At 65.5% G+C, this 26,955-nt stretch carries 29 protein-coding genes, 1 tRNA gene and 1 riboswitch; of the genes, 16 read left to right on the plus strand and 14 right to left on the minus strand.

The features are described 5' to 3' along the window. The gene (locus EUV02_RS10970) at window positions 1-1,089 is read right to left on the minus strand and encodes a calcium:cation antiporter (RefSeq protein WP_135246256.1); all 1,089 of its coding nucleotides are present in this window, start codon (window positions 1,087-1,089) and stop codon (window positions 1-3) included. A gap of 167 nt (window positions 1,090-1,256) precedes the next feature. Here EUV02_RS10970 and EUV02_RS10975 point away from each other — a divergent pair, with 167 nt between their 5' ends. After that, window positions 1,257-2,207, plus strand: coding sequence for an acetyl-CoA carboxylase carboxyltransferase subunit alpha (locus tag EUV02_RS10975; RefSeq protein ID WP_135246257.1), 951 nt, complete (start codon window positions 1,257-1,259; stop codon window positions 2,205-2,207). 65 nt (window positions 2,208-2,272) lie between these two features. Further along, the gene (locus EUV02_RS10980) at window positions 2,273-2,662 is read left to right on the plus strand and encodes a (deoxy)nucleoside triphosphate pyrophosphohydrolase (protein ID WP_279379517.1); all 390 of its coding nucleotides are present in this window, start codon (window positions 2,273-2,275) and stop codon (window positions 2,660-2,662) included. Here EUV02_RS10980 and EUV02_RS10985 read toward each other — a convergent pair. Beyond that, window positions 2,659-3,429, minus strand: a complete 771-nt coding sequence (locus EUV02_RS10985) for a methyltransferase domain-containing protein (RefSeq protein ID WP_135246259.1) — start codon at window positions 3,427-3,429, stop codon at window positions 2,659-2,661. The two genes, EUV02_RS10980 and EUV02_RS10985, sit on opposite strands and share 4 nt — an antisense overlap. Window positions 3,430-3,514: 85 nt before the next feature. On the opposite strand from EUV02_RS10985, the gene EUV02_RS10990 reads away from it, so the two are divergent. From EUV02_RS10990 to EUV02_RS11020, 7 genes are all read left to right on the plus strand, one after another. Continuing rightward, window positions 3,515-4,270: a ComF family protein gene (locus EUV02_RS10990; RefSeq protein WP_135246260.1), complete on the plus strand. Its 756-nt coding sequence runs from the start codon at window positions 3,515-3,517 to the stop codon at window positions 4,268-4,270. 46 nt (window positions 4,271-4,316) lie between these two features. Further along, complete coding sequence (gene grxC / locus EUV02_RS10995) at window positions 4,317-4,574, plus strand: glutaredoxin 3 (protein WP_135246261.1); 258 nt, start codon at window positions 4,317-4,319, stop codon at window positions 4,572-4,574. 5 nt (window positions 4,575-4,579) lie between these two features. After that, window positions 4,580-5,398, plus strand: coding sequence for a carbon-nitrogen hydrolase family protein (locus EUV02_RS11000; protein ID WP_135246498.1), 819 nt, complete (start codon window positions 4,580-4,582; stop codon window positions 5,396-5,398). Then, complete coding sequence (locus tag EUV02_RS11005) at window positions 5,395-5,820, plus strand: DUF1178 family protein (RefSeq protein ID WP_135246262.1); 426 nt, start codon at window positions 5,395-5,397, stop codon at window positions 5,818-5,820. The genes EUV02_RS11000 and EUV02_RS11005 overlap by 4 nt, the downstream gene beginning before the upstream one ends. A gap of 54 nt (window positions 5,821-5,874) precedes the next feature. Continuing rightward, a tRNA-Arg gene (locus EUV02_RS11010) sits at window positions 5,875-5,951 on the plus strand. 112 nt (window positions 5,952-6,063) lie between these two features. Beyond that, the gene (locus EUV02_RS11015; protein WP_135246263.1) at window positions 6,064-7,200 is read left to right on the plus strand and encodes a zinc-binding dehydrogenase; all 1,137 of its coding nucleotides are present in this window, start codon (window positions 6,064-6,066) and stop codon (window positions 7,198-7,200) included. Between the two features lie 116 nt (window positions 7,201-7,316). Then, the gene (locus EUV02_RS11020) at window positions 7,317-8,354 is read left to right on the plus strand and encodes a hypothetical protein (RefSeq protein ID WP_135246264.1); all 1,038 of its coding nucleotides are present in this window, start codon (window positions 7,317-7,319) and stop codon (window positions 8,352-8,354) included. A gap of 112 nt (window positions 8,355-8,466) precedes the next feature. Here the strand turns inward: EUV02_RS11020 and EUV02_RS11025 are convergent, their stop codons facing one another. The 4 genes from EUV02_RS11025 to EUV02_RS11040 form a co-directional block, all read right to left on the minus strand. Further along, window positions 8,467-9,402 (minus strand): cation diffusion facilitator family transporter, encoded by a 936-nt coding sequence (locus EUV02_RS11025; RefSeq protein WP_135246265.1) that lies wholly within the window; start codon window positions 9,400-9,402, stop codon window positions 8,467-8,469. Between the two features lie 152 nt (window positions 9,403-9,554). After that, window positions 9,555-10,655: a redox-regulated ATPase YchF gene (gene ychF, locus EUV02_RS11030; protein WP_135246266.1), complete on the minus strand. Its 1,101-nt coding sequence runs from the start codon at window positions 10,653-10,655 to the stop codon at window positions 9,555-9,557. Window positions 10,656-10,748: 93 nt separating this feature from the next. After that, window positions 10,749-11,321: an aminoacyl-tRNA hydrolase gene (pth, locus tag EUV02_RS11035; protein WP_135246267.1), complete on the minus strand. Its 573-nt coding sequence runs from the start codon at window positions 11,319-11,321 to the stop codon at window positions 10,749-10,751. A gap of 30 nt (window positions 11,322-11,351) precedes the next feature. After that, window positions 11,352-11,966 carry a 50S ribosomal protein L25/general stress protein Ctc gene (locus tag EUV02_RS11040; protein WP_135246268.1) on the minus strand — a complete coding sequence of 205 codons (615 nt, stop codon included), beginning with the start codon at window positions 11,964-11,966 and terminating at the stop codon, window positions 11,352-11,354. A gap of 229 nt (window positions 11,967-12,195) precedes the next feature. Here EUV02_RS11040 and EUV02_RS11045 point away from each other — a divergent pair, with 229 nt between their 5' ends. Next, on the plus strand, window positions 12,196-12,864 hold the full coding sequence (locus EUV02_RS11045; protein WP_207790159.1) for an RBBP9/YdeN family alpha/beta hydrolase: 669 nt from the start codon (window positions 12,196-12,198) through the stop codon (window positions 12,862-12,864). Here EUV02_RS11045 and EUV02_RS11050 read toward each other — a convergent pair. Next, a complete protein-coding gene (locus EUV02_RS11050; RefSeq protein ID WP_135246270.1) occupies window positions 12,842-13,702 on the minus strand; it encodes a TraB/GumN family protein in 861 nt (286 codons plus the stop codon). The genes EUV02_RS11045 and EUV02_RS11050 overlap by 23 nt on opposite strands. A 100-nt stretch (window positions 13,703-13,802) precedes the next feature. Here EUV02_RS11050 and EUV02_RS11055 point away from each other — a divergent pair, with 100 nt between their 5' ends. Then, entirely contained in the window at window positions 13,803-14,216 is a 414-nt protein-coding gene (locus tag EUV02_RS11055; protein ID WP_135246271.1) for a GFA family protein, read from the plus strand. Window positions 14,217-14,256: 40 nt separating this feature from the next. Then, window positions 14,257-15,378, plus strand: coding sequence for an NAD(P)-dependent alcohol dehydrogenase (locus tag EUV02_RS11060; RefSeq protein WP_135246272.1), 1,122 nt, complete (start codon window positions 14,257-14,259; stop codon window positions 15,376-15,378). A 584-nt stretch (window positions 15,379-15,962) separates the two neighbouring features. On the opposite strand, the gene EUV02_RS11065 is transcribed toward EUV02_RS11060, so the two are convergent. From EUV02_RS11065 to EUV02_RS11085, 5 genes are all read right to left on the minus strand, one after another. After that, a complete protein-coding gene (locus EUV02_RS11065; protein WP_135246273.1) occupies window positions 15,963-16,727 on the minus strand; it encodes a helix-turn-helix domain-containing protein in 765 nt (254 codons plus the stop codon). Window positions 16,728-16,819: 92 nt separating this feature from the next. Continuing rightward, a complete protein-coding gene (locus tag EUV02_RS11070; protein ID WP_207790160.1) occupies window positions 16,820-17,596 on the minus strand; it encodes a DUF6994 family protein in 777 nt (258 codons plus the stop codon). Window positions 17,597-17,610: 14 nt separating this feature from the next. After that, complete coding sequence (thiC, locus tag EUV02_RS11075; RefSeq protein ID WP_135246274.1) at window positions 17,611-19,452, minus strand: phosphomethylpyrimidine synthase ThiC; 1,842 nt, start codon at window positions 19,450-19,452, stop codon at window positions 17,611-17,613. Window positions 19,453-19,507: 55 nt separating this feature from the next. Beyond that, window positions 19,508-19,618, minus strand: a riboswitch (TPP riboswitch). A 32-nt stretch (window positions 19,619-19,650) separates the two neighbouring features. Next, window positions 19,651-20,094 (minus strand): DUF2141 domain-containing protein, encoded by a 444-nt coding sequence (locus EUV02_RS11080; protein ID WP_135246275.1) that lies wholly within the window; start codon window positions 20,092-20,094, stop codon window positions 19,651-19,653. Next, window positions 20,027-20,827 (minus strand): sterol desaturase family protein, encoded by an 801-nt coding sequence (locus EUV02_RS11085; protein WP_135246276.1) that lies wholly within the window; start codon window positions 20,825-20,827, stop codon window positions 20,027-20,029. Before EUV02_RS11085 ends, EUV02_RS11080 begins: the two co-directional genes overlap by 68 nt. A 119-nt stretch (window positions 20,828-20,946) precedes the next feature. On the opposite strand from EUV02_RS11085, the gene EUV02_RS11090 reads away from it, so the two are divergent. From EUV02_RS11090 to EUV02_RS11105, 4 genes are all read left to right on the plus strand, one after another. Then, entirely contained in the window at window positions 20,947-21,321 is a 375-nt protein-coding gene (locus EUV02_RS11090) for a DoxX family protein (protein WP_135246277.1), read from the plus strand. A 57-nt stretch (window positions 21,322-21,378) separates the two neighbouring features. Next, window positions 21,379-22,533, plus strand: coding sequence for a lycopene beta-cyclase CrtY (gene crtY / locus EUV02_RS11095; protein WP_135246278.1), 1,155 nt, complete (start codon window positions 21,379-21,381; stop codon window positions 22,531-22,533). A 33-nt stretch (window positions 22,534-22,566) separates the two neighbouring features. Further along, complete coding sequence (locus tag EUV02_RS11100; protein ID WP_135246279.1) at window positions 22,567-24,105, plus strand: phytoene desaturase; 1,539 nt, start codon at window positions 22,567-22,569, stop codon at window positions 24,103-24,105. A gap of 77 nt (window positions 24,106-24,182) precedes the next feature. After that, window positions 24,183-25,115 (plus strand): phytoene/squalene synthase family protein, encoded by a 933-nt coding sequence (locus EUV02_RS11105; RefSeq protein ID WP_243445865.1) that lies wholly within the window; start codon window positions 24,183-24,185, stop codon window positions 25,113-25,115. Here the strand turns inward: EUV02_RS11105 and EUV02_RS11110 are convergent. Together EUV02_RS11110 and EUV02_RS11115 are read right to left on the minus strand one after the other, a co-directional pair. After that, the gene (locus EUV02_RS11110) at window positions 25,051-25,611 is read right to left on the minus strand and encodes a sterol desaturase family protein (RefSeq protein WP_135246281.1); all 561 of its coding nucleotides are present in this window, start codon (window positions 25,609-25,611) and stop codon (window positions 25,051-25,053) included. The genes EUV02_RS11105 and EUV02_RS11110 overlap by 65 nt on opposite strands. Beyond that, entirely contained in the window at window positions 25,608-26,942 is a 1,335-nt protein-coding gene (locus EUV02_RS11115) for a sulfotransferase family protein (RefSeq protein WP_166430599.1), read from the minus strand. The genes EUV02_RS11110 and EUV02_RS11115 overlap by 4 nt, the downstream gene beginning before the upstream one ends. Between the last annotated feature and the right edge of the window lie 13 nt (window positions 26,943-26,955).

Raw genomic sequence — 26,955 nt, forward strand, 5'->3', positions numbered from 1 at the left:
TCAGGGAATTACCGCAAGCAGCAAAAACACCGCAAAGATTGTCAGGTGCACCGCGCCCTGCAGGATCGTCGCGCGGCCGGTGACCAGCGTGATGGCGCTGATCAGCAGCGTCAGCATCAGCAGCACGATCTCTTCGGGACCGATGCCCAGCACCAGCGGTTCATGCAACAGAAATGACGCCAGTGCGACGCCCGGAATGGTCAGGCTAATCGTGGCGAGCGCCGAACCAAGCGCGAGGTTGAGCGCGATTTGCAGCCGGTTGGCGCGCGTCGCGCGCAGCGCCGACAGGCCTTCGGGCAGCATGACCAGCGCAGCGATGACCACGCCGGCAGCGGCTGGCGGTGCGCCGAAATCGCCGACGAGTCGGTCGAGCGTCGGCGCCAGCGACTTGGCGAGTGTCACCACGGCGACGAGACCGACGAGCAGCAGCCCGGCGGCCTGCAAGGCCTCGCGGTTAGTTGGCGGTGCGGCGACATGGCCGGATTCGATATCGACGCCGAGGAAGTCGCCGCGGTGGCGCACCGTCTGGACGAACAGGAAAGTCATGTAGAGCAGCAGCGATACCACGGCGACAAAAGTCAGCTGCGCCGGGCTGAACGACGGACCGACAGAGATCACCGTATAGTTCGGCAGCACCAGCGTCAGCACTGCCAGCGTGGCCAGCACCGACAGCGTGGCGCTGGCGCCGCGCGCCTGGAAATTCGCCTCGCCAAAGCGGATACCGCTGACCAGCAGGCAGGCGCCGGTAATGCCAGTTGTGGCGATCATGAACGCCGCGAAAACCGAATCCCGCGCCAGTGTTTCGGCGTCATGGCCGCCCGCGAGCATCAGCGTGACGATCAGCGACACTTCGACGATGGTTACCGCAATCGCCAGCACCAGCGCGCCATAGGGCTCGCCGATGCGGTGCGCGATGGTTTCGGCATGATGGACGCAAGCTAGCACTGCGCCGATCAGCACCGCCAATATGACGACGGCAAGCAGTCCGCCGTGAATGCCGAGTCCGAGTGCGGCAGCAGCGCCCGCGACGCCCAGCAGCGGCGCAATCCAGGACCACCGCGGCAGGGCGGCGTGCGTGGCTTCAGTCATTCAAATTCCCCGTACAATGCCCCCGGAACGAGTTCCGCGGGTCGTTCTGGCGCGGAATTTCCGGTCGCGCAACACCATGATGACCGTCGCTGCGGTGCAGCACGCGCATTGACGCCTTGCGACATGCTGCGGTAACGCAATCCGCTACGCTCCAGACATGGCGGACCATGACAACCTACCTTGATTTTGAAAAACCGCTCGCCGAGGCCGCTGCCCGCGCGGCGGAACTGCGCGCCACCGGTACGCCGGCGGGCGAAAAGGCCGCTGCCAAGCTCGATGCGCGCGCCGACAAGGCGGCTGCGGCGCTCTATGCCAAGCTGACCCCTTGGCAGCGCACGCAGGTTGCGCGCCACCCCGAGCGGCCGCATTTCAAGGATTATGTCGCCGCGCTGATTACCGAATTCACGCCGCTGTCGGGCGACCGTGGTTTTGCCGAGGACGCGGCAATCATCGGCGGCATGGGACGTTTCAATGGCCGCTCAGTGATGGTCATCGGCCATGAAAAGGGCGCCGACACCGCGTCGCGCGTCAAGCACAACTTCGGCATGGGCCGCCCCGAAGGCTACCGGAAGGCGATCCGCCTGATGGAGCTGGCCGGGCGCTTTGGGTTGCCGGTGATCACGCTTGTCGATACCGCCGGTGCATATCCAGGTGCCGAAGGGGAAGCGCGCGGCCAGGCCGAAGCGATTGCCCGCGCGACGCAGGCCAGCCTCGATCTGCCGGTGCCGATGATCGCCGCGATTGTCGGCGAAGGCATGTCGGGTGGCGCCATCGGACTGGCGGCGGCCAACCGCATCGTGATGTTTGAAAACGCCGTCTATGCGGTGATTTCGCCCGAAGGCTGCGCGTCGATCCTGTGGCGCGGCGATGACAAGGCCGCATCGCGCGCCGCCGAAGCCGCCGAGGCGATGAAGCTGACCGCCGCCGACCTGCTTAAGCTCGGCGTCATCGACCGCATTGTTGCTGAGCCAGGCGGCGCCCACCGCGCGCCGGCCGAAGCAATCGCAAATCTCGGTGCCGCGCTGGCGACCGAGCTGGCGGGCCTTGAAGGCCAGTCGCCGGCCGAGTTGCGCGCCGGCCGCCGTGCCAAGTTCCTCGCCATGGGGCGGCTGATCTGACCAAGGTTGCGGCCAATGCACCCGAATGTCCGTCGCTGCCCGCCGGTCGCGCCGGGCTGCCGCTGTTGCATGTCGTGGCTGCGGCTCTGATCGACGCCGATGGTCGCGTGCTGGTCGCGCAGCGCCCCGAGGGCAAGCATCTTGCGGGGCAGTGGGAATTCCCAGGCGGCAAGATTGAGCCCGGCGAAAGCCCCGAGGCAGCACTGGTGCGCGAGCTCGAGGAGGAGCTTGGCATCGGCGTGCACCAGTCGTGCCTTGCGCCCGCCGGCTTTGCCAGCCACGCCTATGACGAATTCCAGCTCGTGCTGCTGCTGTTCGCCATCCGCAAATGGCAGGGGGTGCCGCGCGGTCTGGCCGGGCAGGGGGTGCGCTGGGTGCGGCCGCCCGAACTATTCGGGCTCGACATGCCACCCGCCGATCGCCCGCTGCTCGGGCTGCTCAACCTGCTGGTCTAGCCGGCCTTCCACGCCGTCAGCGTGATAACCTGCACCGGCACGTTCGTCTTGCCATCGGCGTCGGCACGGTCGGCGAAGCGCGCCGCGACATCGGCGAGCACATCACGGCGCAGCGGCAGCCGCGATGCCAACGCATTGGCCTCACCCATGCCGCGCAGATCGGCGAGCAACGCAATCAGGCCGGCGTAACGCACGGTAAAGCTGTCGATTTCGGCAACCGGCGAGACAAAGCCGCCACGCTGCAGGAGGCCTGCGGCGCCCTGCACATCGATCATCGGCGCGACGCGCACGCCGACGCGGCCGGTGGCGGCGTCATCGGCCGCGATCAGGTCATGGCGCAACTGCAACAGGCTTTCGCCGGCGACGAACGCCGCGATGAACATGCCGCCGGGCCGCAAGGCGCGCCGCACCTGGATCAGCGCGCCGGGCAGGTCGTTGACGTTGTGCAGGCTGCCCGCCGAGACGATCAGGTCGAAGCTGTCATCGGCAAACGGCAAGGCGTCTTCATCGGCGACCAGCGTCGGCTTGAAAGCGGCGGCGGCATCGACGGTTACGGACCAGTCGCCGGCGATGCGCGCACCGAGCCGGCCGTCATGCGCGCCAAGGTCGAGCACGCGGCCAAAGCTTTTGCCGGTGTCGGCGACACGGGCAGCAATGTCATCGACCATCGCGTCCTTCAGAAATGCATAGTCGGCGTAGCGCGCGGCAGCGCGGTCACGCAGCACGCGGCGGCGGTGACGGTCGAACAATTCGGCGGTGGTTTCCATTGCGTCTGCCCTAGACAGTCGCGCCGCGCTTTCCAATGCTGCAGTTTACCATAGGCAGGCGACGATAATGCGCTAGGCTGGCGCGATGTTGGCAACTGCCCTTGCCCTGCCTCGTACCGGCCTGCGCGCGTTGGTCGATCTGGTGCTGCCGGCGCGCTGCCCTGGTTGCGGGTGCATCGTGCCCGGCGACCTGCAATATTGCGCGCCATGCTGGGACGGGCTGCGCTTCATCACCGCGCCGCTGTGCGATTGTTGCGGGCTGCCGTTCGAGTTCGATCTCGGCCCGGCGGCGCGTTGCGGGGCGTGCCTTGCAACGCCGCCAAAGTTTACAAAAGCGCGCGCCGCGATGGTCTATGCCGACACCGGCCGCGCCGTGCTGCTCAACTTCAAGAATCGCGACCGCGAGCATCTGGCGCGTGTCATGGCGGCGGCGATGCTGCGCGCCGGCGTCGACCTGCTCGATGACAATCCGCTGCTAGTGCCGGTGCCGCTGCATCGCTGGCGGCTGCTGCGGCGCGGCTTCAACCAGTCGGCGCTGCTGGCAGCGCGCATCGCCCAGGCGCGTGGGCTCGATGTCGCAGTCGATGCGCTGGTGCGCGTGCGCGCCACGCCGCGCAGTCGCGGCATGAGCCGCAGCCGCCGTGCCGCCAATGTCCGCGGTGTCTTCAAGGTGGCACGCCCCGAAATGCTGCGCGGTCGCAACATCGTGCTGATCGATGATGTGATGACTACCGGCGCCACCGCCGAGGCCTGCACGCGACTGTTGTTGCGCAAGGGCGCGCGCCGCGTGCATATACTGACCTGGGCGCGGGTTGTGCGCGACGCCGACCGCGTGACATAATGTGCCTACCTAAAGCGGCGGGCTTAGAAATTGCTGGAGAGCGTCGATGGCGCGGATCGAAGTCTATACCAAATTCTTCTGCCCCTATTGCACGCGCGCCATGGCGCTGCTCAAGCGCAAGGGCGTCGAGTTCGAGGAAATCGACATCAGCATGGGCGGCCCCAAGCGCACTGAAATGATCGAGCGCAGCAGCGGCCGCACGACGGTGCCGCAGATCTTCATCGATGGCCTGGCCATCGGCGGCTCGGATGACTTGGCCGCGCTCGACCAGCGTGGCGGGCTCGACCCGTTGCTTGGGCTATGAGCAAGCTGCGCCTCGGCATCGTCCAGACCAATTCGGGCATCGACCCTACCGCCAACGCCGAGATGCTGGTGGCGGCTATTGCCGAGCTGGCGACCGGCGGCGCGCAACTGGTGCTGACGCCCGAAATGTCGGGACTGCTCGACCGCGACCGTACGCGCATCATGACCAATGTCCGTGTCGAGGCCGATGATGTCGTGCTGGCAGCCGTAATTGCAGCAGCCAGGCAGCACGGCGTCTGGGTTGAACTCGGTTCGCTCGCCATCAGCGTCGGCGAAGACCGCCTCGCCAACCGCAGCTTCCTGATTGACGCGCAGGGCGAAATCCGCGCGCGCTATGACAAGATCCATCTGTTCGATGTCGACCTGCCAACCGGCGAGCGTCACCGCGAGTCGGCGACCTATCGCCCCGGTGCCGAAGCCGTCGTTGTCGACACGCCGTGGGCGCGGCTCGGGCTCGCCATTTGCTATGACTTGCGCTTTGCCGGCCTGTTCGCCGCACTCGCCAACGCCGGCGCGCAACTGCTGACAGTGCCGGCGGCGTTCACGCGGCCGACCGGTAAGGCGCACTGGCACGCACTACTGCGCGCCCGTGCCATCGAAACCGGCAGTTTTGTCGTGGCGGCGGCACAGTCCGGCGAACACCAGGACGGCCGCGCGACCTATGGCCACTCGCTGGTCATCGACCCGTGGGGCGAGGTGCTGCTCGACATGGGCGAGGCGGCGGGCACCGCAATTTGCGATATCGACCTTGGCGCTGTGGCGGACACCCGCGCGCGGATTCCGGCGCTGGTGCACGCCCGACCGTTTACGCTGGTGCCGGCATGATCGTCTTCGATCTGGCGTGCGGGCGCGACCATGTATTCGAAGCCTGGTTCGGCTCGACCGAGGCGTTCGAAGCGCAGGCGGCGCGCGGGCTGGTCGCGTGCCCGATCTGCGAAGACAGCAATATACGTAAGGCCGTGATGGCACCCGCAGTGCCCGCCAAGGGCAACCGCAAGGCCGACATTGCCCCGGTCGACGCCAAGGCGGCGCTCGCCGCACTGGCGAAGCTGCAGGCCGTAGTCGAAGCCAATGCCGATTATGTCGGCAGCGACTTCGCCAACCAGGCCCGCGCACTGCATTTCGGCGAAGTCCCCAAGCGCGCCATTTACGGCGAAGCCAGCCTTGTCGAAGCCGCGGCACTAGTCGAAGACGGCATAGATATCGCGCCACTGCCGTTCGCCACGCGCCGCGCCCGCAACAGCTGAGGGCGGGCGGCCGCGTTGACGGCTCCGGCGCCAAACCCTAGTGACAATCCGCGTGCGCCCGTAGCTCAGCCGGATAGAGCGACGGTTTCCTAAACCGCAGGTCGGGGGTTCGATTCCCTTCGGGCGCACCAGTTTGCCGCTTGCTGCCGGGGCCCAATCGGGCCAGTCTGCCCGCGCTGCGACATCCGTGCGCGCTGACCGAATGACAAATGCCCGCAGGGCACACCAACAGGGGAGACCATCATGGCTTTTGAACTACCTGCCACCAGCCTCGAACTGCGCTCGCGCGTCACCGATGGCCAGCTTGAGCTGTCGCTGGTGCCCGTCGCATTGCGCGCGCCCGCCGACAATGAAGTCGTCGTGCGCATCGAAGCCAGCCCGATCAACCCGTCCGACCTTGGCCTCCTCATCGGCCCCGCCGACATAAGCGCGGCAGTCGTGTCGGGCACTGCCGCCAGCCCGGTCGTCACTGCACCGATCCCGGCTGCGTTCATGCGCGCGATGGCACCACGGCTGAACGAGTCGATGCCTGTGGGCAACGAAGGTGCCGGCACTGTCGTCGCCGCCGGCAGCGCCGCGCAGGGTCTGCTCGGCAAGAAGGTCGCGGCCATCGGTGGCGCGATGTATTCGCAGTACCGCATCGTCAAGGCGGCCGACTGCCTGCCGCTTCCCGAAGGTGCGACGTCAGCCGATGGCGCATCGTGCTTCGTCAACCCGCTGACGGCGCTCAGCATGGTCGAAGTGATGCGCGACGAAGGCCATACCGCACTCGTCCACACCGCCGCCGCGTCGAACCTTGGCCAGATGCTCAACCGGATCTGCCTGTCGGACGGCGTGCCGTTGGTCTGCATCGTGCGTAGCGAAGAGCAGGCGGCGCTGCTGCGCGGGCAGGGCGCGCAATATGTGGTCGATTCGAGCGCTGCGAGCTTCCGCGATGACCTTGAGGCGGCGCTGATCGCCACCGGCGCCACCATTGCGTTCGATGCCATCGGCGGCGGTAAGCTGGCGGGGCAGATCCTGACGGCGATGGAAGTCGCCGCCAACAAGACCGCCAAGGTCTACAGCCGCTACGGATCGAGCACGCACAAGCAGGTCTATATCTACGGCGGGCTCGACATGCGGCCGACCGAACTCAACCGCGGCTTCGGGATGGCGTGGAGCGTCGGCGGCTGGCTGCTGACGCCGTTCCTGGTGAAGATCGGCGCGGCGCGGGCACAGGGTCTGCGTGAACGCGTGGCGCGCGAACTCAAGACGACGTTCGCCAGTCACTATACGCGCGAGATCTCGCTGGCGGAGGCGCTTCAGCCCGATATCATCAACGCCTATAACCGTCGCGCCACCGGCGAGAAGTACCTGATCAATCCGCACAAGGGCGCTTGAAACAGGCGCCGCCGAAACAGGTGACAATGCGCCTGCGACCTGCAACAACAGTTATGGGCTCGCAATCGAGGAGAAATCTTTTGCGGAAGTTTATTGGGGCACTGGGGTCAGGCTCGATGCTTGTTGCCCAGTTGCTGGCGGCGGTGCCGGCCAACGCCGCGCCGGGCAACCACAACGGTGGTGGTCAGGCGCGACCCGCCGGCGGTCAGGGCAAGGCTGCGGCTCAGCCGCACGGCGGCGGTGGTGGCGGGGCAAATACGCGCCAAGCAGCCGGCAGCGGTTATGCCCATCAGGGTGCCGCGGCCAAGCCGGCTTACGCTGGAAATGCCGACAAATCGGCGCGACCCGGCGGCGGCGCAACGAAGCCCAGCTATGCGGCGCAGAATGACAAGGCGCGGCCGGGTGTGAATAACAGTGTTGGTAACAACGCCAACAATCGCCCGGGCTACAATCAGAACGCCAATAACCGTCCCGGCAACAACCAGAATGCCAACACCCGCCCGGGCGTCAACAACGGCGCGCACAACAACGGCAACAATTACAACAACGTCAACGTCAACCATAACACCAACGTCAATGTGTCGGGCAACTATGCCAACCGCTATCCGGTCTATCGTCCGCCCGGCGGTGGCTACTATCGCCCGCCCAACGGTGGCTACTACGGCCCGCCGCGCCCGCCCTATGGCGGCTGGCATGGCGGCTACTACCCGCCGCCGCGCTATTACTACAACGACGGCCCATCGGTTGGTGGCGTGCTGTTCGGCGTTGCGGTGACGACCAGCCTGCTGGCGTTGCTCAGTGCCGCCAGCCAGCCCGATGTCGTCGTCGTGCAGGGCGCGCCGCCGCCGCCGTTGCCGGTGTACGTTCCCCCGCCCAAGGCGAGTGGCGCACCGGCGACGATTAACGTCGATATCAACGCGATGCCATCGGCCGCCCGGCCTTCGGCAAGCACCTGCCTCACCGAAGCGGCGCGGCAGATCGGCGCCACCGGCGGTAGCGAGATCCGCGTCGGCGAGATCATCGACGTCCAGGAAGGCAATGGCGGCTACCGGTTCCGGCTGATGCTCGTCGGCGTCTATCCCGACGCAACGCGCAACATTCCGATGTATTGCCGCGCGACGCCCGACAAGATCGTCGAGCTGACTTTCGGCTAGGCCAAATGCGGGGCGGCCAGTTGGTTGCCCCGCAACAGCCTCCGGCGGGCAGGAACACGTCCCTGCACCCACTAATCGGGTGCAGGGCGCAGCTCTGCCCGCCGGAGGCTCTTCACGTCTGGCTGGGGTCGCCGGTAAACACGATCGTCAGCCAGCGCTCGGGGCCAGGGTCACCGATGGCATCGCCGAGTTCGTGGCGGATGCGGTCGAATTCGGCGATGTCGCGGATAGGATGACCCGGCGGCACGACGATGTAGATTTCGATGAAGCGGGCACGGCCGACCTTGGCGACATAGCTGGTGAAGCTGGCGAAACCGTAGCGGCCGACGGCTTCGGCGACGATCTCACGGACATCGGCGTCATAGGCGGGCGGGGTGATGCCGAAGATTTCGGCGAACGCCCGACGTGCGGCCAGCAGCGGAATCGGCAGCAGCAACAGCGCCAGCACCGCGAGGATGGCCGGATCGACATAGGGTACGTAGCGTTCGTAGGCGGTGCCCTTCATCGCGCTCGCCGCGACGAACGCCACTAGCAGCGCCGAGGTGATCAGCCCCGACATCAGCCAGCTGTGTGCCTCCAGCCCGAGCAGTGCCGATTCAATGCGGGCATTGGCGCGGCGCTCGACAAGATACATCGCGAAGCACACGACCGCGACAACGGCGGCATAGATGACGGCCAAGCCGAATTCGATCTCGGTACCGCCTGCCAGCACGGCCATCACCGCGTTGAAGAACGCATAGCCATAGAGCAGCACCAGCACGCAGCTTTGCAGCCCGAGCACCAGGGGTTCGAAGTGCCAATAACCGAACTGGTAGCGGCGGTTGCCCTCGCTGACCAACAGCTTGGCCACCGTCAAGGTGACCATGCCCATCACCGCATCGATGATCGAGAACATGCCGTCGAACAGGATCGACATCGACCCCGACAGCAAGCCGATGACGATCCCCGACGCCGCGACCAGCGCGGTGAGCACGATCGACAACGTCAGCAGCCGCGTTTCCAGTCGGCTGCGCAGCCGCAAGGCGCGATGCGCGCGTGTTAAACTCATTGTTGAATGCCCGGTTTGCCCACCGGCGCATTCAAGCGGAATGACGGGGTAAAGGGAAGGGCCTCCGGCAGGCAGGGCCTCAGGCCCTGCACCCATTGGATTTGCGCTCTTCAACCGGGTGCAGGGCCTTAGGCCCTGCCCGCCGGAGGCCCTTAGACGTTGAACCTGAAGTTCAGAATGTCGCCGTCAGCCACGACATAGTCCTTGCCCTCCGACCGGAACTTGCCGTGTTCGCGAGCGCCGGCTTCGCCGTTGAAGGCGACATAGTCGTCATAGGCGATGGTTTCGGCGCGGATGAAGCCCTTTTCGAAATCGCTATGGATGACGCCGGCGGCGGCAGGCGCGTGCGTGCCCTTTTCGATCGTCCAGGCGCGGGTTTCCTTGGGGCCGGCGGTGAAATAGGTGATCAGGTGGAGCAGGTCGTAGCCGGCGCGGATGACGCGGGCGAGGCCGGTTTCGGTCAGCCCCAGTTCGGCGAGGAAGTCGGGGCGATCGGCCGCGTCCATCTGGGCTATTTCGGCTTCGATTGCAGCCGAGATGACGACGGCGCGCGCACCTTCGGCGGCGGCCTTGGCGAAGACCTTTTCAGAAAGCGCGTTGCCGGTCGAGGCGGAGGCCTCCTCGACGTTGCAGACATACAGCACCGGCTTGGCGGTGAGCAGTTGCGCCTGTGCGAAGATACGGGCTTCTTCCTCGTCCTTGGGCACCGTCAGCCGCGCCGGCTTGCCGTCGCGCAGCAACTCAAGCGCTTCGCCGAGCACGCGCGCAGCGACCTTGGCTTCCTTGTCGCCCTGCGTGGCTTTCTTGGCGAACGCAGGGACGCGCTTTTCGAGGCTTTCGAGGTCCGACAGCATCAACTCGGTCTCGACGGTTTCGGCGTCGGAGACAGGGTCGATCTTGCCTTCGACATGCGTGACATCGTCATCGACGAAGCAACGCAGAACATGGACGATGGCGTCGGTTTCGCGGATGTTGCCGAGGAACTGGTTGCCCAGGCCTTCGCCCTTCGACGCGCCGCGCACCAGGCCGGCGATGTCGGTGAAACCGAGCTGGGTTTCGATGATCTTCTGCGACCCGGCAATCGCCGCAATCTTTTCCATGCGCGGATCGGGGACCGGCACGTTGCCGACATTGGGCTCGATCGTGCAGAACGGGTAGTTGGCGGCGGCCGCCGACGCGGTCTGCGTCAGCGCGTTGAACAGCGTCGATTTGCCGACATTGGGCAGCCCGACAATTCCGCAACGAAAACCCATATTCAGTCCTTAGTCAGTGCCAGAGAAGCGCCTCCGGCAGGGCAGGCCAGCTCTTGTACAAATTGGCGCCCTGCACCCGATTGTTGGGGGCTCTTACTCGTTTGTCAGGCGCAACGCGACGTCGTTGACGAAGCGCGCGTCGTCGCCCTTTACCAGCCATTCGGCTTCGGCGGCTACCGCGCCGAGCAGGTCGGCGAGGTCGTCATGTTCGGCCTTGGCGAAGTTGCCGAGCACATGGCCCGTCACGCGGTCCTTGTGCCCCGGATGACCGATCCCAAGCCGGACGCGGCGATAGTCGGGGCCGATGTGGCTGTCGATCGAACGGATACCGTTGTGGCCGGCGGCACCCCCGGCGAACTTCACCCGCACCTTGAACGGCGCGAGATCGAGCTCGTCGTAGAACACCGTTAAGGCTTCGGGGCCGAGCTTGTAGAATCGCAGCGCCTCGCCGACCGAACGGCCGCTTTCGTTCATGAACGTTGCGGGCTTGAGCAGCAGCAGCTTTTCGCCGCCGATGCGCCCTTCGGCGGCCCAGCCCTGAAAGCGGATGCGCCACGGGTCGAACCGGTGCACTTCGGCGATCGTGTCGACCGCCATGAAGCCGATGTTGTGACGGTGCAACGCATAGGCAGCACCCGGGTTGCCGAGACCGGCGAAGACAAGCATCGCTGATGGTCCCGGCGTTCCCGTGTCGCCTTAGGCGGCCGGTGCTTCCGCAGCGGCAGCTTCGTCGGTTTCGCTGCGCAGCGCCGACGGCGCGACGAGCGTGGCGATGGTGAAGTCGCGGTCGATCACCGGCTTGGCGCCTTCGGGCAGCGTCACGCTCGAAATGTGGATCGAATCGCCGACATCCTTGCCCGCGACGCTGACGTTGATCTGTTCGGGGATCGAATCCGCCGGGCAGATCAGTTCGACTTCGTGACGGACGACGTTGAGCACGGCGCCCTTCTTCATGCCGACCGACTTGTCTTCATCGATGAAGTGCACCGGCACCATGACGTGAATGACTGCGTTCGCCGCGAGGCGATAGAAGTCGACATGGATCGGGCGGTCGGTGACCGGGTGGAACTGGACGTCGCGCGGCAGGGTGCGCTCGACGGCGCCGCCGAGCTCGAGCTCGACGACCGAATTCATGAAATGGCCGGTGTGCAGGTGCTTGACCAGCGCCTTTTCTTCGACGTGAATCGTCACCGGGGCCAGCTTGTTGCCGTAAATCACGGCGGGGACTCGACCAGTCAGACGAACAGCACGGGAGGCTCCCTTGCCAGCCCGTTCGCGCATCTCGGCCGAAAGCTTCAGCGTTTCGCTCATTGTGCTTTCTCCATAGCAAAAACCCTGCGCGCCTCCAGGGATGCGGGCGCAGGAAGCGGGGGCTATAGGGGCAGCGGCCCGCCAAAGCAAGCAAGTTGCGTTTTCGCCTGCTATGCCAGTGGCCGCTGAAACGTCGGCTTGTCGCGATAGCAAAATCTTCTTTGTCATCCCTATTCAACAAGTAGGATATACAACCCTGACAACGCAACGCGACGTCAAGGAGGCTCAGGTGAACCCGACGACATTGATCATTCCAGGTCTCAACGGCTCGGGGCCCGATCACTGGCAGTCGGTGTGGGAACGTGAACGCGACGATTGCCGGCGTGTCGTGCAGGCGCATTGGAACGACCCGAAGCCTGACGCATGGTGCGCGCAGCTTGAAGACGCGGTTGCCGGCGTAACCGGACCTGTGGTTCTGGTCGCGCATAGCCTTGGTTGCGCCACCGTCGTGCACTGGGCGGCGCACACGACGCTGCGCAGCACGCGCATCGCGGCGCTGCTGGTCGCGCCTTGCGATGTTGAGCGGCCTGACGCGCCGCCGTCGGTGCAGCGCTTCGCACCGTTGCCGGCCATCGCGCTGCCGTTCGCATCGGTCGTCGTGGCGAGCCGCGATGATGTCTATGCCACGCCGGCGCGGTCGCGCTGCCTGGCCGACGGCTGGGGCAGCACCTTTGTCGATGCCGGTGCGCTCGGCCATATCAACGCCGCCTCCGCGCTTGGCACCTGGGAGTTCGGGCAGGTGCTGCTCGATGAACTGCGCGCCCGGGTGCGCCATGACGGCGTGCGCCACCGCCGCGCCGCCGCTTTGCGTACTGCCAGCTTCGCGCCGTTCGGATCACCCTGCGCCGATGTCACGGCGCGGCCGGTGCCCGAGGTCAGGGAATCCGCTCGACCTTGATGCCCTTGGCCTCGAGCATGGTCTGGACGCTGTCGGGGCCAGCGAGATGCCCGGCGCCGACTGCCACGAAGATCTTGCCGGGCCGTTTCAGCACACCTTCGATCCACGTCGCCCAGCGTGCGTTGCGCTGCTGCACCAGCCGCGCCAGCAGTTCGGGCGTGGTGCGCAACTCCTTGTCGGCGTTGGCACCGATGGCGTCGGTGTTGCCTGCCAGCCAGTCGGCCACCAACTTTTCGGCATCGGCGCGCGCTGTGCCGATGTCATCGAGCGTCGCGAGCAGCAGCTTACGCTGGTCGGCTTCGGTCAGTGTATCGAAATAGCCGAGCTGCTGCTCGATCGTCTCGAGCCCGACGATCGGCTTCTTCGTGGCGCGGGCGCGTTGCATCAACAGCGTGTCGGCGCCGCTTTCGGCATCGAAGCCCGCGGCATCGACAAGCCGGTCGCTTAGCGTAATCGCCGCCAGCCAGGTGCGCATGCGGTCGACCGCGGCAATCGGCAGCTTGGCCTCATTGATCGCCTTCAGCAGCGCGGCGCGGCGATCGGCGGGGACGCGGTCGGCGATCGGCGGCAGCCCCGACTGGATGCCCATCGTTTCGACGGCGCGCGCCACGACAAACGGGTCATCGGGAATATCGACCTCAACGACGAGCGTATCAGCCGCGTCAAAGGCTTCGAGGATGCGCGGTGTCTGCCAGACCGCGGTCACCGGCAATTCGTGGATCGTGCCGAACAGGATGACTTCGGTGTCGGCGTCATGGACGCGCCACATGCCGGGCTCAGCCTGGACGGGTGCCGTCAGCGCGGCGGCGAACAATAAAGCCAGAAACTTCAAACGCATTGCGACCGCTTAGCAGTTGGTGTCGCCGCGTGCAAAAAGTGCTGCACGACCGCGTCCGGCCATGCTAGCGGTCGCTGGACAACATCTGGGGAGATGATCGATGACCGACCATGTCGGCGGCTGCCTGTGCGGCAATATCCGTTTCAAACTGACCGGCGACCCGGCGATGACCGCGGTCTGCCATTGCCGCAATTGCCAGAAGACCGCCGGCTCGGCGTTCTCGGTGGTGGCGCTCGCCGCCGCCGGCGCGCTGGCGATCGAAGGCCAGCCCGAAACCTATCTCGATACTGCCGACAGCGGTGGCAAGGTCGAGCGTTGCTTCTGCCCCAAATGCGGGTCGCCGATCATCTCGAAGACCGAAGGGCTGACGAAGCAGGGTATGGTTGCCATCAAGGCCGCCTCGTTCGATGATGTCAGCTGGCTGCAGCCGACGGTGCAGGTCTATTGCGACAGCGAGCAGCCGTGGATTTCGAACCTCGCCAACCTGCCGCGCGTCGCCAAGACGCCCGGCTGACCGCTGCATCACCTGAACACTGCTGCCGAAGGATTATAGAATGACCGACATTACCGCCGCCGTCCTGCGCGAATCGTTCAAGCCCTGGACCGTCGAAAAGGCCAAGCTCGAAGCGCCGCGCGCCGATGAGGTGCTGGTGCGCATCGTCGCCACCGGCATCTGCCATTCGGACATGACGGTGCGCGACCAGTATCTGCCGACACCGCTGCCCGCCGTGCTCGGCCATGAAGGCGCCGGCGTTGTCGAAGCCGTCGGCGCCGATGTCACCCATGTCGCGGTCGGCGACCATGTCGTGCTGGCGCCGGCCTATTGCGGCGAATGCAGGCACTGCGCATCAGGCCAGCCGATGCGCTGCGTGCAGTTCGGGCTGCTCAACCTGATGGCGATGCGCGCCGACGGCAGCTCGCCGATCTGCGGCTGCGACGGCGAACGCGTCGGCGGCATGTTCTTCGGCCAGTCGTCATTCGCAACGCATTCGGTCGCCAACAAGCGCTCGGTGGTCAAGATCCCCAACGACGTGCCGCTGGCGCTGATGGGGCCGCTCGGCTGCGGGCTGATGACCGGCTCGGGCACCGTGCTCAATGCGTTGAAGCCCGGGCCGGGCAGCAGCTTCGTGGTCTTCGGCGCCGGCGCCGTCGGCCTCGCGGCACTGATGGCCGCCGTCGCCAGCGGCTGCACCACCGTCATCGCCGTCGATCTCCACGACAACCGGCTCAAGCTCGCCAAGGAACTCGGCGCGACGCATGTCGTCAACGCCGGCGCCGGCAACCCCGTCGAAGCCGTGCGCGCCATCCTGCCCGACGGCGTCGATTTCGCGGTCGATACCAGCGCGCTGCCGCCGGTCATCCGCCAGGCCGTCGAATGCCTCGGCACCGGCGGCCGCTGCGCCTTTATCGGCGTGTCGAAGGCCGGCGCCGAAATCACCGTGCCGGTGAACGCGTTGATCAACAAGTCGATGGGCTATGTCGTCGAAGGCGACGCCGTCCCGCACCTGTTCATCCCCAAGCTCATCACGTTGTGGCGCCAGGGCAAGTTCCCGTTCGAAAAACTGGTGCGCTACTACCCGCTCGCCGACATCAACCGCGCCGTCGCCGATTCCGAAAGCGGCGCGACGCTGAAGCCTATTCTGGTGATCGATCCGGAGTCGCCGCTGCTCAAGTAAGGGCCTCCGGCGGGCAGGCCTGAGGCCTGCACCCGGTTGTTTTCTGCTCCCCTCCCGGCACGGGAGGGGTCGGGGGTGGGAAATCCGCCCACGACGAATTTCCGGCCAGCGGTTATCCCCGCCCCGGTCCATCGTCCTTGGGTACTGACCCCCACCGCCACGGTGGGGATAATCCTCTTCCCGATGACGGCGTCCTTGGGAGGGTTGCTGGGTCATCGGGAAGAGGCAGGCTTTGTGACGCTGATCGGGATAGCCGGGTTGCGGAGGACGGGCGGTTTCTTACGCCGCTAGTACTGTTTCAGTACTGTATGTCAGCACTAGGCTTCGTACAGGGTAGAAAGTGTCCTCCTGGAAACACTTGGAGCTGAAGTTCCCGATCTAACAGAGCGCGGGGCTGAAAAGCGCGGCGGTGAGACGTCACGCCCGGGAACGCAAGTGGCGATCGTGAGCCCGGACAGGTTGGACGAGGAACTCCCATTCCCCGCCGCCTTGAGAGCATCACTAACCGATTCGGTTCGTAATGTCAAGTGAAATCGCGTTTCCGGCGTAAGTCTGCGCGCGCCGTCGCGGCGCGGGCGACGCGCTTACTCGACATAAATCCCGGCAACGCGCCACTGGTTGCCCTGCTGCGCCAGCGAGATCACTTCGGTGGCGCCGTGGTTGTTGGCGAAGCTGGTGCGGAAGCGCAGGGTGCGATAGCCGTTGGGCGGGGCGGGGGTGTCTTCGTCGCTCACCAGTTCGCGTGACTGCGCCGGGCCGAGGCGAGCGTGCACCTGCTCGGCGGCGGCCTGCCAGTTGGCGAGCGTGTTGAGCGCGCGGAACGAGTCGGCGGTCGCGGCCCAGCTTTCTTGCCACTTGCGGGCATCGACCAGCGTCAGCCAGTCGCGGGCGGCGCGGCTGACATCGCTTTCGGCGACGCGCGCCGTGGCGGCGGCGGGTGTGGTTGCGGCAGTCGCCGCAGCGGGCGGGGCTGCGGGTTCGGTCGACGACAGCGCGAGCGCGGCAATAAACATGGCGATCATGGCAAATCCTCCGATGGTCCAGGCGGCCCGGCGCGGCGAGTGCGCGGGGCCCGGGTCGAAGTTGTGGGCGCGGGCGGGCTGGCCGGCATCCCCTGAAATCATGTCCCCAAGTAATTGGGGGGCGGGGGCCTCGGCGTCGCGCAGGATGCGCGCGGCGGCCTTGCTGCTCGATACCGAAAGCTTGCGCCGCGCATCGCGCAGCCGTTCGTTGATCGTATGCACCGACAGGCCGAGCTGGTTCGCCATCGACTTGGCATCATGCCCGCCGAGCAGCAGGCGCAACGCCTCCTTCTCCTTCGCCGTCAGCGCCTGATACCCCTCCGCCATCGCTGCCTCCTGATCGCCGCGGGGCAGAGGCTAGCGCGACCGGTGCGGTGTGGTCACCCCGAAAGATTTGTACCTCAGGCTGTGGCTATGCCTCAGCTGGTCTGTCGGTCTATGCGGTCATTGCGCGACACGATGAACTCGATGCTGCGTCTTCGATACTCTATGTAGGTGTCACAGTCCTTGGGGACCGGCGACGTGTCAAAATTATCAAATGGCATGCAGAATTTGATCGCTGAATAATCTGGAGCGACCAAATCTTGCAGCAAAAAGAAATCTGCATATCCGCTAAAATCATCGAATAGCGCGAAAAAATTGCGGTATCGAGCCAGCGTATCGCTGAGCGGACTGCTTTGGTTCAGATAGTGTCGGCGGATACACTCCAGCGTCAGGTCGAAACGGTCTGCAATTTTTCCGTTAAAGCCACGGGCTCCGTTTATCGTCTGCTTGCCATCGACCTTGTTGCCCGGAAAAACCATCATGCCGCCGATTGTGTAGCTTATGCTGCGAAAGGCCTCATTTTCTTCTTCGGGAAACTTCCCGATGATGTGCTGCAGCCTCTTCCATCTCGTGAATGAAGGAATGACTGAGTCGCTGGAGAGGAAGAACTCACCCAAATGGGAGTCGTGATGGAGGTAAGCGCCGAGCTTGTTGGTCGCTAAATGGAACGGTTGGCCACTTGGCAGCGGCTTGCTCCATAAGTGGCGATGATAGTGCCGTAGCGTCGCACTGTACGCGTCGGGGTCTTTCCCCGACGCGTCAGTTCTGAAGTCGAATTTGGTGTCAATTTGCATGCTTCCATGGCTCCACAAATGCGGGAGCGCCCAAACAAGCTCGCCCGGCGCGACGACGCTCGTGTCGCTTTTCTCCAAGCGCGATTTAGAGTCTACTCTGCCGCTGGCAGATAAATCTCCCCGCCCTTCGCCTTGAACTCGGCGCTCTTCTCCGCCATCCCGGCCTCCAGCATCGCGTCGGTGTTCTGCTTGGCGGCATAGTCGCGGACGTCCTGCGTGATCTTCATCGAGCAGAATTTCGGGCCGCACATGCTGCAGAAGTGCGCGACCTTGGCGCCTTCGGCGGGCAGCGTTTCGTCGTGGAACTTGAGCGCGGTTTCGGGGTCGAGCGACAGGTTGAACTGGTCGCGCCAGCGGAAGTCGAAGCGGGCGCGGCTGAGTGCATCGTCGCGCAGTTGGGCGGCGGGGTGGCCCTTGGCGAGATCGGCGGCGTGGGCGGCCAGTTTGTAGGTGATGACGCCGACCTTGACGTCGTCGCGGTCGGGCAGGCCGAGGTGTTCCTTGGGGGTCACGTAGCACAGCATCGCGCAGCCGAACCAGCCGATCATCGCGGCACCGATGCCGCTGGTGATGTGGTCATAGCCCGGCGCGATGTCGGTGGTCAGCGGCCCCAATGTGTAGAACGGCGCCTCGCCGCAGGTCTCCAGCTGCTTGGTCATGTTGACCTTGATCTTGTGCATCGGGACATGGCCGGGGCCTTCGATCATCACCTGGCAGTCGTGCTTCCAGGCGATCTGCGTCAGTTCACCCAGCGTTTCGAGTTCGGCGAATTGCGCGCGGTCATTGGCGTCGGCGATGCTGCCGGGGCGCAAGCCGTCGCCGAGGCTGAACGACACGTCATAGGCGCGCATGATCTCGCAGATTTCCTCGAAGTGCGTGTAGAGGAAGTTCTCCTTGTGGTGGCTGAGGCACCATTTGGCGAGGATGCTGCCGCCGCGGCTGACGATGCCCGTCACGCGATTGGCGGTCAGCGGCACATAGGCGAGCCGGACGCCGGCGTGGATGGTGAAATAGTCGACGCCTTGCTCCGCCTGTTCGATCAGCGTGTCGCGGTAGACGTCCCACGTCAGGTCTTCGGCGACGCCGCCGACCTTTTCGAGCGCCTGGTAGATCGGCACGGTGCCGATCGGCACGGGCGAGTTGCGCAGGATCCATTCGCGGGTGTTGTGGATGTTGCGGCCGGTGCTGAGGTCCATGACGTTGTCGGCGCCCCAGCGGGTGGCCCAGACCATCTTTTCGACTTCTTCGGCGATGCTGCTGGCGACGGCGCTGTTGCCGATGTTGGCGTTGATCTTGACCAGGAAGTTGCGGCCGATGGCCATGGGCTCGGCTTCGGGGTGGTTGATGTTCGACGGGATGATGGCGCGGCCGCGGGCGATTTCGCTGCGGACGAATTCCGGCGTCACATAGTCGGGGATTTCGGCGCCGAAGCTTTCGCCGTCGCGGATCTGGCCGGCGAGCTGCGCGCGGCCGATGTTTTCGCGGATGGCAACATATTCCATTTCGGCGGTGATGATGCCGCGCCGGGCGTAGGCGATCTGGGTGACGGCTTGGCCACCCTTGGCGCGCCACGGCATGCGATTGACGTGCGGGAACTCGGGGGTTTCGGGCTGCTTCTTGCCGCCGAAGATGCCGTTGTCCTCGGGCTTGACCGCGCGGCCGGGGTAGCGTTCGCAATCGCCGCGCGCTTCGATCCACGGGGTGCGCAGCGCGGGCAGGCCGGCGTCGATATCGATGCGCGCGGTGGCATCGGTGTAGGGGCCCGACGTGTCATAGATGCGGACCGGGGGCTCCTTGGCGCTGTCCTCGAGCTTGACCTCGCGCATGGCGACGCGGATGTCGGGGAACAACTCGCCCGCGACATGGATCTTGCGGCTGCCGGGCAGCGGCCCGGTGGTGACCGGCATTTCGATCGGCGAGTTGATATCGGCCATGGCGTTACGTCCCGTGTTGGGGGCCATGGACGATGGATTCGGGGCGCCAATCGGTGGGCGCGCATGGTTCCGTTTCCTACGCCGGCATGACCCGGATCAGGTTCGAAAGGGTTCGGTGCGCCGGCACCGTCTCAGCCGCGGATTTGCGGCTCCCCCAGGAACAAAGCTTAGTGTGCGGCTTTTGCGCCGGATTCGCAATCAATAGTAGCGGAGCGCGATATTGACCGTCATGTTCGGCTTGGCGACGAACTGCGCCTTGCTGAAATCGGGCGCGCTGAACGAGTTGGTGGCGTTGTTCGAAATGCCGATGGGTTCCTTGGGGATGCCCATCATGCCGCGGTCCATTTTCTTGTTGTCATTGACGTCGGCGAACAGCGACACCGCGACGGTGGCGCCGACCGGCACGCCGGGGACATCGAACTTGACCGTCGGGGCGTTGGCGGGGGTTTCGGCCTTGATGGTGCCGACGCCTTTTTCGCAGCTCGGGAACGCCGTCGGGGTGGTGAAGACGCAGGCGCGGATCGTGCCGGTGGTGGTCTTCAGGCCGGTGACGACGACATGCAGCGTCGTGGTTTCAGCTGCCTGTACGGCCGAGAACGGCAGCGCCGCCAGTATTGCCAATGGCAGGAGTTTCTTGATCATGTGTCAGTTCCTTTGCCCAGCCCTGGTCGGTGCCGCAAACCCGGTCCCAGAAGCGAAAGTATAACCCATAGTTGCAGCGATAGTTCCGGTGGTGAAGATGGTGATGTGACGCGGTTATCATGACACGCCCGAAGCCGCTTTCAAGCCAGCTGCGCGGAAAAATCTCCCAGCCCATGTGGTTGGTGACGCCGAATACCGTCATGACGGTCAGCACGACGGCGAGCGCGGCCCAGTGGATCGGGATGATGAACACCAGCGCCGGGATGAGCAGCGCGCCCGACAGCGACTCCCACGGGTGGAACGACATCGCCGCCCATGCCGTCGGCGGCCGGCTGTCATGGTGGACGGCGTGCATGCGGCGGAACAGCGCCGGGCGATGCATCAACCGGTGCGTCCAGTAGAAATAGCTGTCGTGGAGGAACAGATAGACCGGCACGCTGGCGAGCAGCCACAACCAGCCATGCGCCAGCGGATCGGTGTAGATTTCGGTGGCGCCGAACCTGCGCCACGCCGCCATCACCAGCCCGGCGGGGATGCCGTAGATCGCGGCGGCGCTGAGCGACCAGCCGATCTCGCGGCGCACCTGCGCGGTGCGGCGCGCGCTGTCGGCGTAGAGCTCCGGGTGCCGCGCCCGCGTCAGCGCGGCAAAGCCGCCCGACACGATCAGGTAGCGCGCCGCGACGATGAAGGTCATCGCCAGCGCAGCCAGCAGCAAGGTCAGGGTGGTTTGCATCGCCCGCGCTTATACGGCGTGCGCGCGGCGAGCGATACGGGGCATCGCAGCGCGGCTTGCAATGGCGCCGCGACCCGTTGCAGTCTGCGCGACGGATAAAAAGCACGGGGGAATCCGAAATGGTACAAGCCAATGCCAGCGGTCGCAGCTGGACGCATATCGCGCTGTGGGTGGTCAAACTGCTGGTCGGCGCGGCGTTCCTGTACGCGGCGGTGATGAAGCTCAGCGGCAATCCACAGATGGTCGCGGAATTCGAAAAGATCGGGCTGGGGCAGGGCTTTCGCATCCTGACCGGGGTGATCGAACTCACCGGCGCGTTGCTGTTGCTGGTGCCGCGCACGACGTTCGCCGGCGCGGTGCTGCTGGCCGGCATCAGCGGCGGGGCGCTGATTGCGCAACTGGGGCCGCTGAAGGGGGATTTGATTCACGTGTTCGTGCTCGGCGGGCTGGTACTGCTGATCGGTTGGGCCAGCCGTCCCGCGCGCCTGCGCTGATACGCCGCTGGCGCGCGCCAAATTGCGGTGCGCGCACAAACCGTCTAACCCGCCGCAATGGACTTCGACCTCATCCTTGCCGGCGGCGGGCTTGCCAACGGGCTGATCGCGCTGCGGCTGGCAGAAGTGCGGCCCGATTTGCGTGTGGCGATTGTCGAGGCGGCCGAGACCATCGGCGGCAACCACACCTGGTCAAGCTTCGGCAGTGATATCGATAGCGGCGCCCACGGCTGGACGGCGCCGCTGACCGAACACCGCTGGGATACCTACGGCATCCGCTTCCCCAAGCGGTCGCGGCAGCTGGCGGCGGCGTATGGCAGCGCGACCTCCGAACGGCTCGATGCAGCGGTGCGCGCGGCTTTGCCACAGGGCTGCGTGCTGACCGGCGTGGCAGTAGCGGCGCTGTCGCCGACCAGTGTGACGTTAGCGAACGGTACGGTGCTGCAGGCGCACGCGGTCATCGACGGGCGCGGGCAGGGGCCGACGGATGCGCTCGACCTGCGCTGGCAGAAATTCATCGGTATCGAATTCGAGCTGGCGGCCGACCATGGGCTGGCCGGGCCGATCATCATGGACGCGACGGTGCCGCAGCTCGACGGCTACCGCTTCGTCTATACGCTGCCGTTCGGACCGCGCCGCGTGCTGATCGAGGATACCTATTACAGCGACGGCGCCGAGCTGGCGCCCGAAGCGTTGCGCGCCCGGCTGCGGGCCTATGCCGCCGCCCAAGGCCTGCAGGTGGTGCGCGAGCTGCGCGAAGAAACCGGGGTGCTGCCGATTGCGCTCGACGGCGACATCGAAGCGCTGTGGGACGAGGGCGAGCCCGGCGTGCCGCGCGTCGGCTTGCGCGCCGCGCTGTTCCACCCGACCACCGGCTACAGCTTCCCCGATGCGGTGCGTACGGCGGAGCTGGTCGCCAGCCTGCCCGACCTGTCGGCGCCGGCGCTATATGCGGCGCTGCGACAACACAGCACCTCGACGTGGAGGGCACGCGGCTTTTACCGGATGCTCAACAAGATGCTGTTCATCGCCGCCGAACCCGACCAGCGCTACAAGGTGCTACAACGCTTTTACGGGCTCGACGCTTCGCTCATCAGCCGATTCTACGCCGGCCAGTCGACATTTGCCGACAAGGTCCGGGTATTGTCGGGAAAACCGCCGGTGCCGATCGGGCGCGCGCTGTCGGCAATATTCGGCCCCGCTCCAAGATAGTTTCAGGCAAGATAGTTCCAGGAAAGACGACGCATGACAAAGGGTACGGCAGCCGTCATCGGCAGCGGCTTCGGTGGGCTGGCACTCGCCATCCGGCTGCAATCGGCGGGGATTCAAACCACGCTGATCGAAGGCCGCGAAAAGCCCGGCGGCCGCGCCTATGTCTGGGAGGACAAGGGCTTCAAGTTCGACGCCGGCCCGACGGTCATCACCGACCCGTCGTGCCTTGAGGAGCTGTTCGAGCTGTCGGGGCGCAAGCTGTCGGACTATGTCGAATTGCTGCCGGTCACGCCGTTCTACCGGTTGATCTGGAGCGACGGCACGGTGTTCGACTATTCGAACGACGACGCGTCGCTGTTCGCGCAGATCGAGGCCAAAAGCCCCGATGACGTCGCGGGCTACAAGCGCTTCTTGGCCTATTCCGAAAATGTCTTCCGCGAAGGCTACCGCAAGCTCGGCCATGTAGCGTTTCTCGACTTCAAGTCGATGCTCAAGGCCGCACCCGCGATGGTGCGCTACGAGGCGTACCGCTCGGTCTATTCGATCGTCGCGCGCTACATCAAGGATCCGCAGCTGCGCGAGGCGTTCAGCTTCCATTCGCTGCTGGTCGGCGGCAATCCGTTCAAGACCAGCGCGCTGTATGCGCTGATCCACGCGCTCGAAAAGAAATGGGGCGTCTGGTTCCCGCGTGGCGGCACGCATGCGCTGATCCGCGGCATGGTCAAGCTGTTCGAGGACCTTGGCGGTACCTTCAAGATCGGCTCGCCGGTGACCTCGATCGACACTGAAGGCAACCGCGTCGCCGGCGTGACGACGGCTGACGGCTGGTCGGGGAAGTTCGACATGGTCGCGTCGAATGCCGACATCGTCCACACCTACCGCGACTTGCTCGCCGAGCATCCGCGCGGCGCGATTGCGACGCAGGCGGTGACCGCCAAGAGCTTCTCGCCGTCGCTGTTCGTGGTCTATTTCGGGCTCAACAAGACGTATCCCGACATCAAGCACCACACGATCCTGTTCGGGCCGCGCTACCGTGAACTGCTCAAGGACATTTATGATCACGGCGTGGTGGCGGACGATTTCTCGATCTACCTGCACCACCCGACCGCGACCGATCCGGCGATGGCGCCCGAAGGTTGCAGCGGATTCTATGCGCTGTCGCCGGTGCCGCACCTGGGCAAGTTCAAGGGCGACTGGGAGACGCTGGCGCCGATCTACGCCGACCGCATCCTAGATTACTTGGAGGCGCGGCTGATCCCCGGTTTGCGCGAGAATCTGGTGACGATGCGGACGTTCAGCCCTCAGGATTTCAGCAACGAACTTAACGCGCACATGGGCTCGGCGTTCAGCCTTGAACCGGTGCTGTGGCAGAGCGCCTATTTCCGCACGCACAACCGCGATGACGCACTGCCCAACCTGTATTTCGTCGGCGCCGGCACGCATCCGGGCGCGGGGATTCCGGGCGTCGTTGGGTCGGCGAAGGCGACGGCGCTGCTGATGCTCGACGGTGAAGGCGGGGCCGTCGTCGACCATAGCGGCGGCATCGGCCACAACAGCGCCAGCGCCGCCTGATTGTCATGCTTACCTCTCCCGAAAGAGGAGAGGGGAAGAACTTTCCGTTTTGGCTGGCTTGCTCTACGCAGGCCCGCGTGACCGACCAACTCGTCCTCGCCAGCCGTGCGTCCATCGCCAAGGGCTCGAAAAGCTTCGCGCTGGCGTCAAAGCTGTTCGATCCCGAAACGCGCGACCGTGCCACGATGCTTTATGCGTGGTGCCGCTACTGCGATGACGTCATCGACGGGCAGGAATCGGGGCATGGCCGCATCGCCTATGCCGGGACACCCGCCGAGCGACTCGCCGAACTCGAAGCACTGACCGCGAAAGCACTGGCGGGCGAACCGACTGGCGTGATGGCGTTCGACGCCTTGGCGCGCGTCGCGGCGCAAACCGGCATGCCGGCACGCTACCCGGCTGATTTGCTCACCGGTTTCCGCATCGATGTCGAGGAGCGCCCGTTCGAGACCGAGGCTGACCTGCTGACCTATTGCTACCACGTCGCGGGCGTCGTCGGGGTGATGATGGCGATTGTCATGGGGGTGTCGCCCGACGACCGCGCGACGCTCGACCGTGCCTGCGACCTCGGTCTGGCTTTTCAGCTCAACAACATCGCGCGCGACGTGGTCGAGGATGCTGAAATCGGCCGGCGCTATCTGCCCGGGCAGTGGATCGATGCTGCCGGGCTATCGCGTGACGATTACGCCGCGCCCCGGTACCGCGAAACGCTCGCCGGCGTGGTCAAGCGGCTGGTCGATCTGGCCGAAGGCTATGAGGCGTCAGCACGCTACGGCACGCCGGCGCTGCCGCTGCGCTCGGCATGGGCGGTGCTCGCGGCGGCGGGCATTTACGGCGGCATCGGGCGCAAGGTGCGTGCTGGCGGTGCGGCGGCGCTCGCGCACCGCGTCAGTACCTCGACAGCGCAGAAGCTCGGGATCGTCGCGGCGAGCTACGCCGCGGCGTTCAGCCGTTCGCGACGCTGGCCATCTCCCGGTCCATCTCGGACCGGACTTTGGACGAGACCCTGAGCTTGCCGACGCCCATCGCTTCGAGCTGGGCGAGCAACACCCGCACCGGCGGCGCATAGATGAACCCGAAGCTGACGTTGCCCTCGCGCGTTTCGACGACATGGTGCAGCCGGTGCGCCTGGACGATGCGCTTCATATAGGCGCTCTTGGGCACCCAGTGATGCTTGAGGCGGCGGTGGACGATGATGTCGTGGAAGCCGAAATAAATGGCGCCATAGGCGGTGATGCCGACCGCCAGCCATACCGTCAGCGGCCCCCAGCCGCGCTCGACGCCGAGGTAGAACAGCGTGATCGACACCGCGGCACCGAACACCCCGAACCAGTCGTTGCGTTCGAACAACCCGATGCGCGGGCGGTGATGCGATTCGTGCAGCACCCACAGGAAGCCGTGCATCACCCAGCGGTGCGTGACATAGGCGACGCCTTCCATCACCAGCACGACGCCGAGCGCGATGAGCATCCCCTGCCAGAACGCGATGGGGCCACTATAAATCATGCAGGTACTCCTTCGCCGATGCCGTAGCCGGGGTCTTGCGCAATTGCAGCCCCGCGCATTGCCGCAGGCACTTCGAACGGAATGTCGAAGCGCGCGCGGTAGTCGGCAAAGCCGGCGTTGATGACACGCGCGTCGAGACCGAAGTCTTCGAGCGTGTAGCGATGTTCGTCATGGCGGTGTTCGCGCGCGGCGCGCGCCAGATAGGCCGCCATCGCGGCGTGCGCCGTTGCGTCGAACGGCACACCGAGGAAGTCGTAGATGCGGCGCATCACAGCGACCCAGTCGGCGTTCATGTCGGCAAAGCGCACGTCGATCTGCTGGGCGGCGGCAAGCTTTGGCCGCAGCGCCGCGGTGACGGCAGCGCGGTGGTGCGCCTTGTGCAGCCATTCGGCGCCGATCCAGTGCGGATCGACGCTGTCGGATTGCACGACCATCTGGTTCCACACCATCGACGCCGAGGAGCCGAGCACCGCAGCCGGATCGCGGTGGATGAACACCAGCTTGGCATCGGGAAACACAGCCATCAGTGCCGGCAAATCCTGCATGTGTTGCGGCATCTTGAGCACGAACGGCGTCGCCGGGTCTTGCCCGCGGAACCAGCTGGCGAGCTGGAGCAGCCGCCGCAGATGCAGGTACGCCGGCGTCTGGTCGGTCGCCTCGCAGTAGCGGGCAAAGCTCGGCACGCGGCGCTGCGCTTCAATCGCGGCACCAGTGAAGCTGGCATCGAGCAGACCGAGCTCCTCGTCGATCTCCAGCGCGCCGGTGGGGTGCGTCGCGGCGATGCCGGGGTTGATGTAGTTGAGGAAGGCGAACGCGCGCTGTGTATAGCCGACGCGGGGGTCGCGCTTCGGGTTACGCTGGCTTGACGGCCACGGCACCGGCGACATCGATTCGTACAGCCGCAGCGCGGCAAAGCGCGGGTCCTGGCCGAGTAGCCGCTGCAGCCGCGTGGTGCCCGACCGCATCTGGCCGATGACGACGATCGGCGGTGCCAGCGGGCGGTCGAGGATTTCGGGGTGGCGCTTGAACAGGTCCTGCGCCCACAGCCGTTCCTTGAGCGACTTGAGCAGGGTGCCGTGCGCAATGACGCGGCCCATCGGGTTGAGTTGCGCTTCGCTTTCGAGCGCTGGCAGCAACATGCGCAACTGGCTGCGCGCGAAACTGTCATCGCCGAAATCGCTCAGCCCGGTCGACTTCGTCGCCATCGCGTCGAGCGTCGCTTCCTGCAGGTCTGGGTAGGGCAGCAGCCCGGCGTTCCAGACGCGCGGAAACACTGCGTTGAGCAGGCGCAGCCCGAGCGGGCGGAAATCAGTGGCGGGTGGTAGCGACATGGTGCGCGCTTCT

Origin of the sequence: Glacieibacterium arshaanense (genome assembly GCF_004681125.1) — a bacterium.
Taxonomy (GTDB): domain Bacteria; phylum Pseudomonadota; class Alphaproteobacteria; order Sphingomonadales; family Sphingomonadaceae; genus Polymorphobacter_A; species Polymorphobacter_A arshaanense.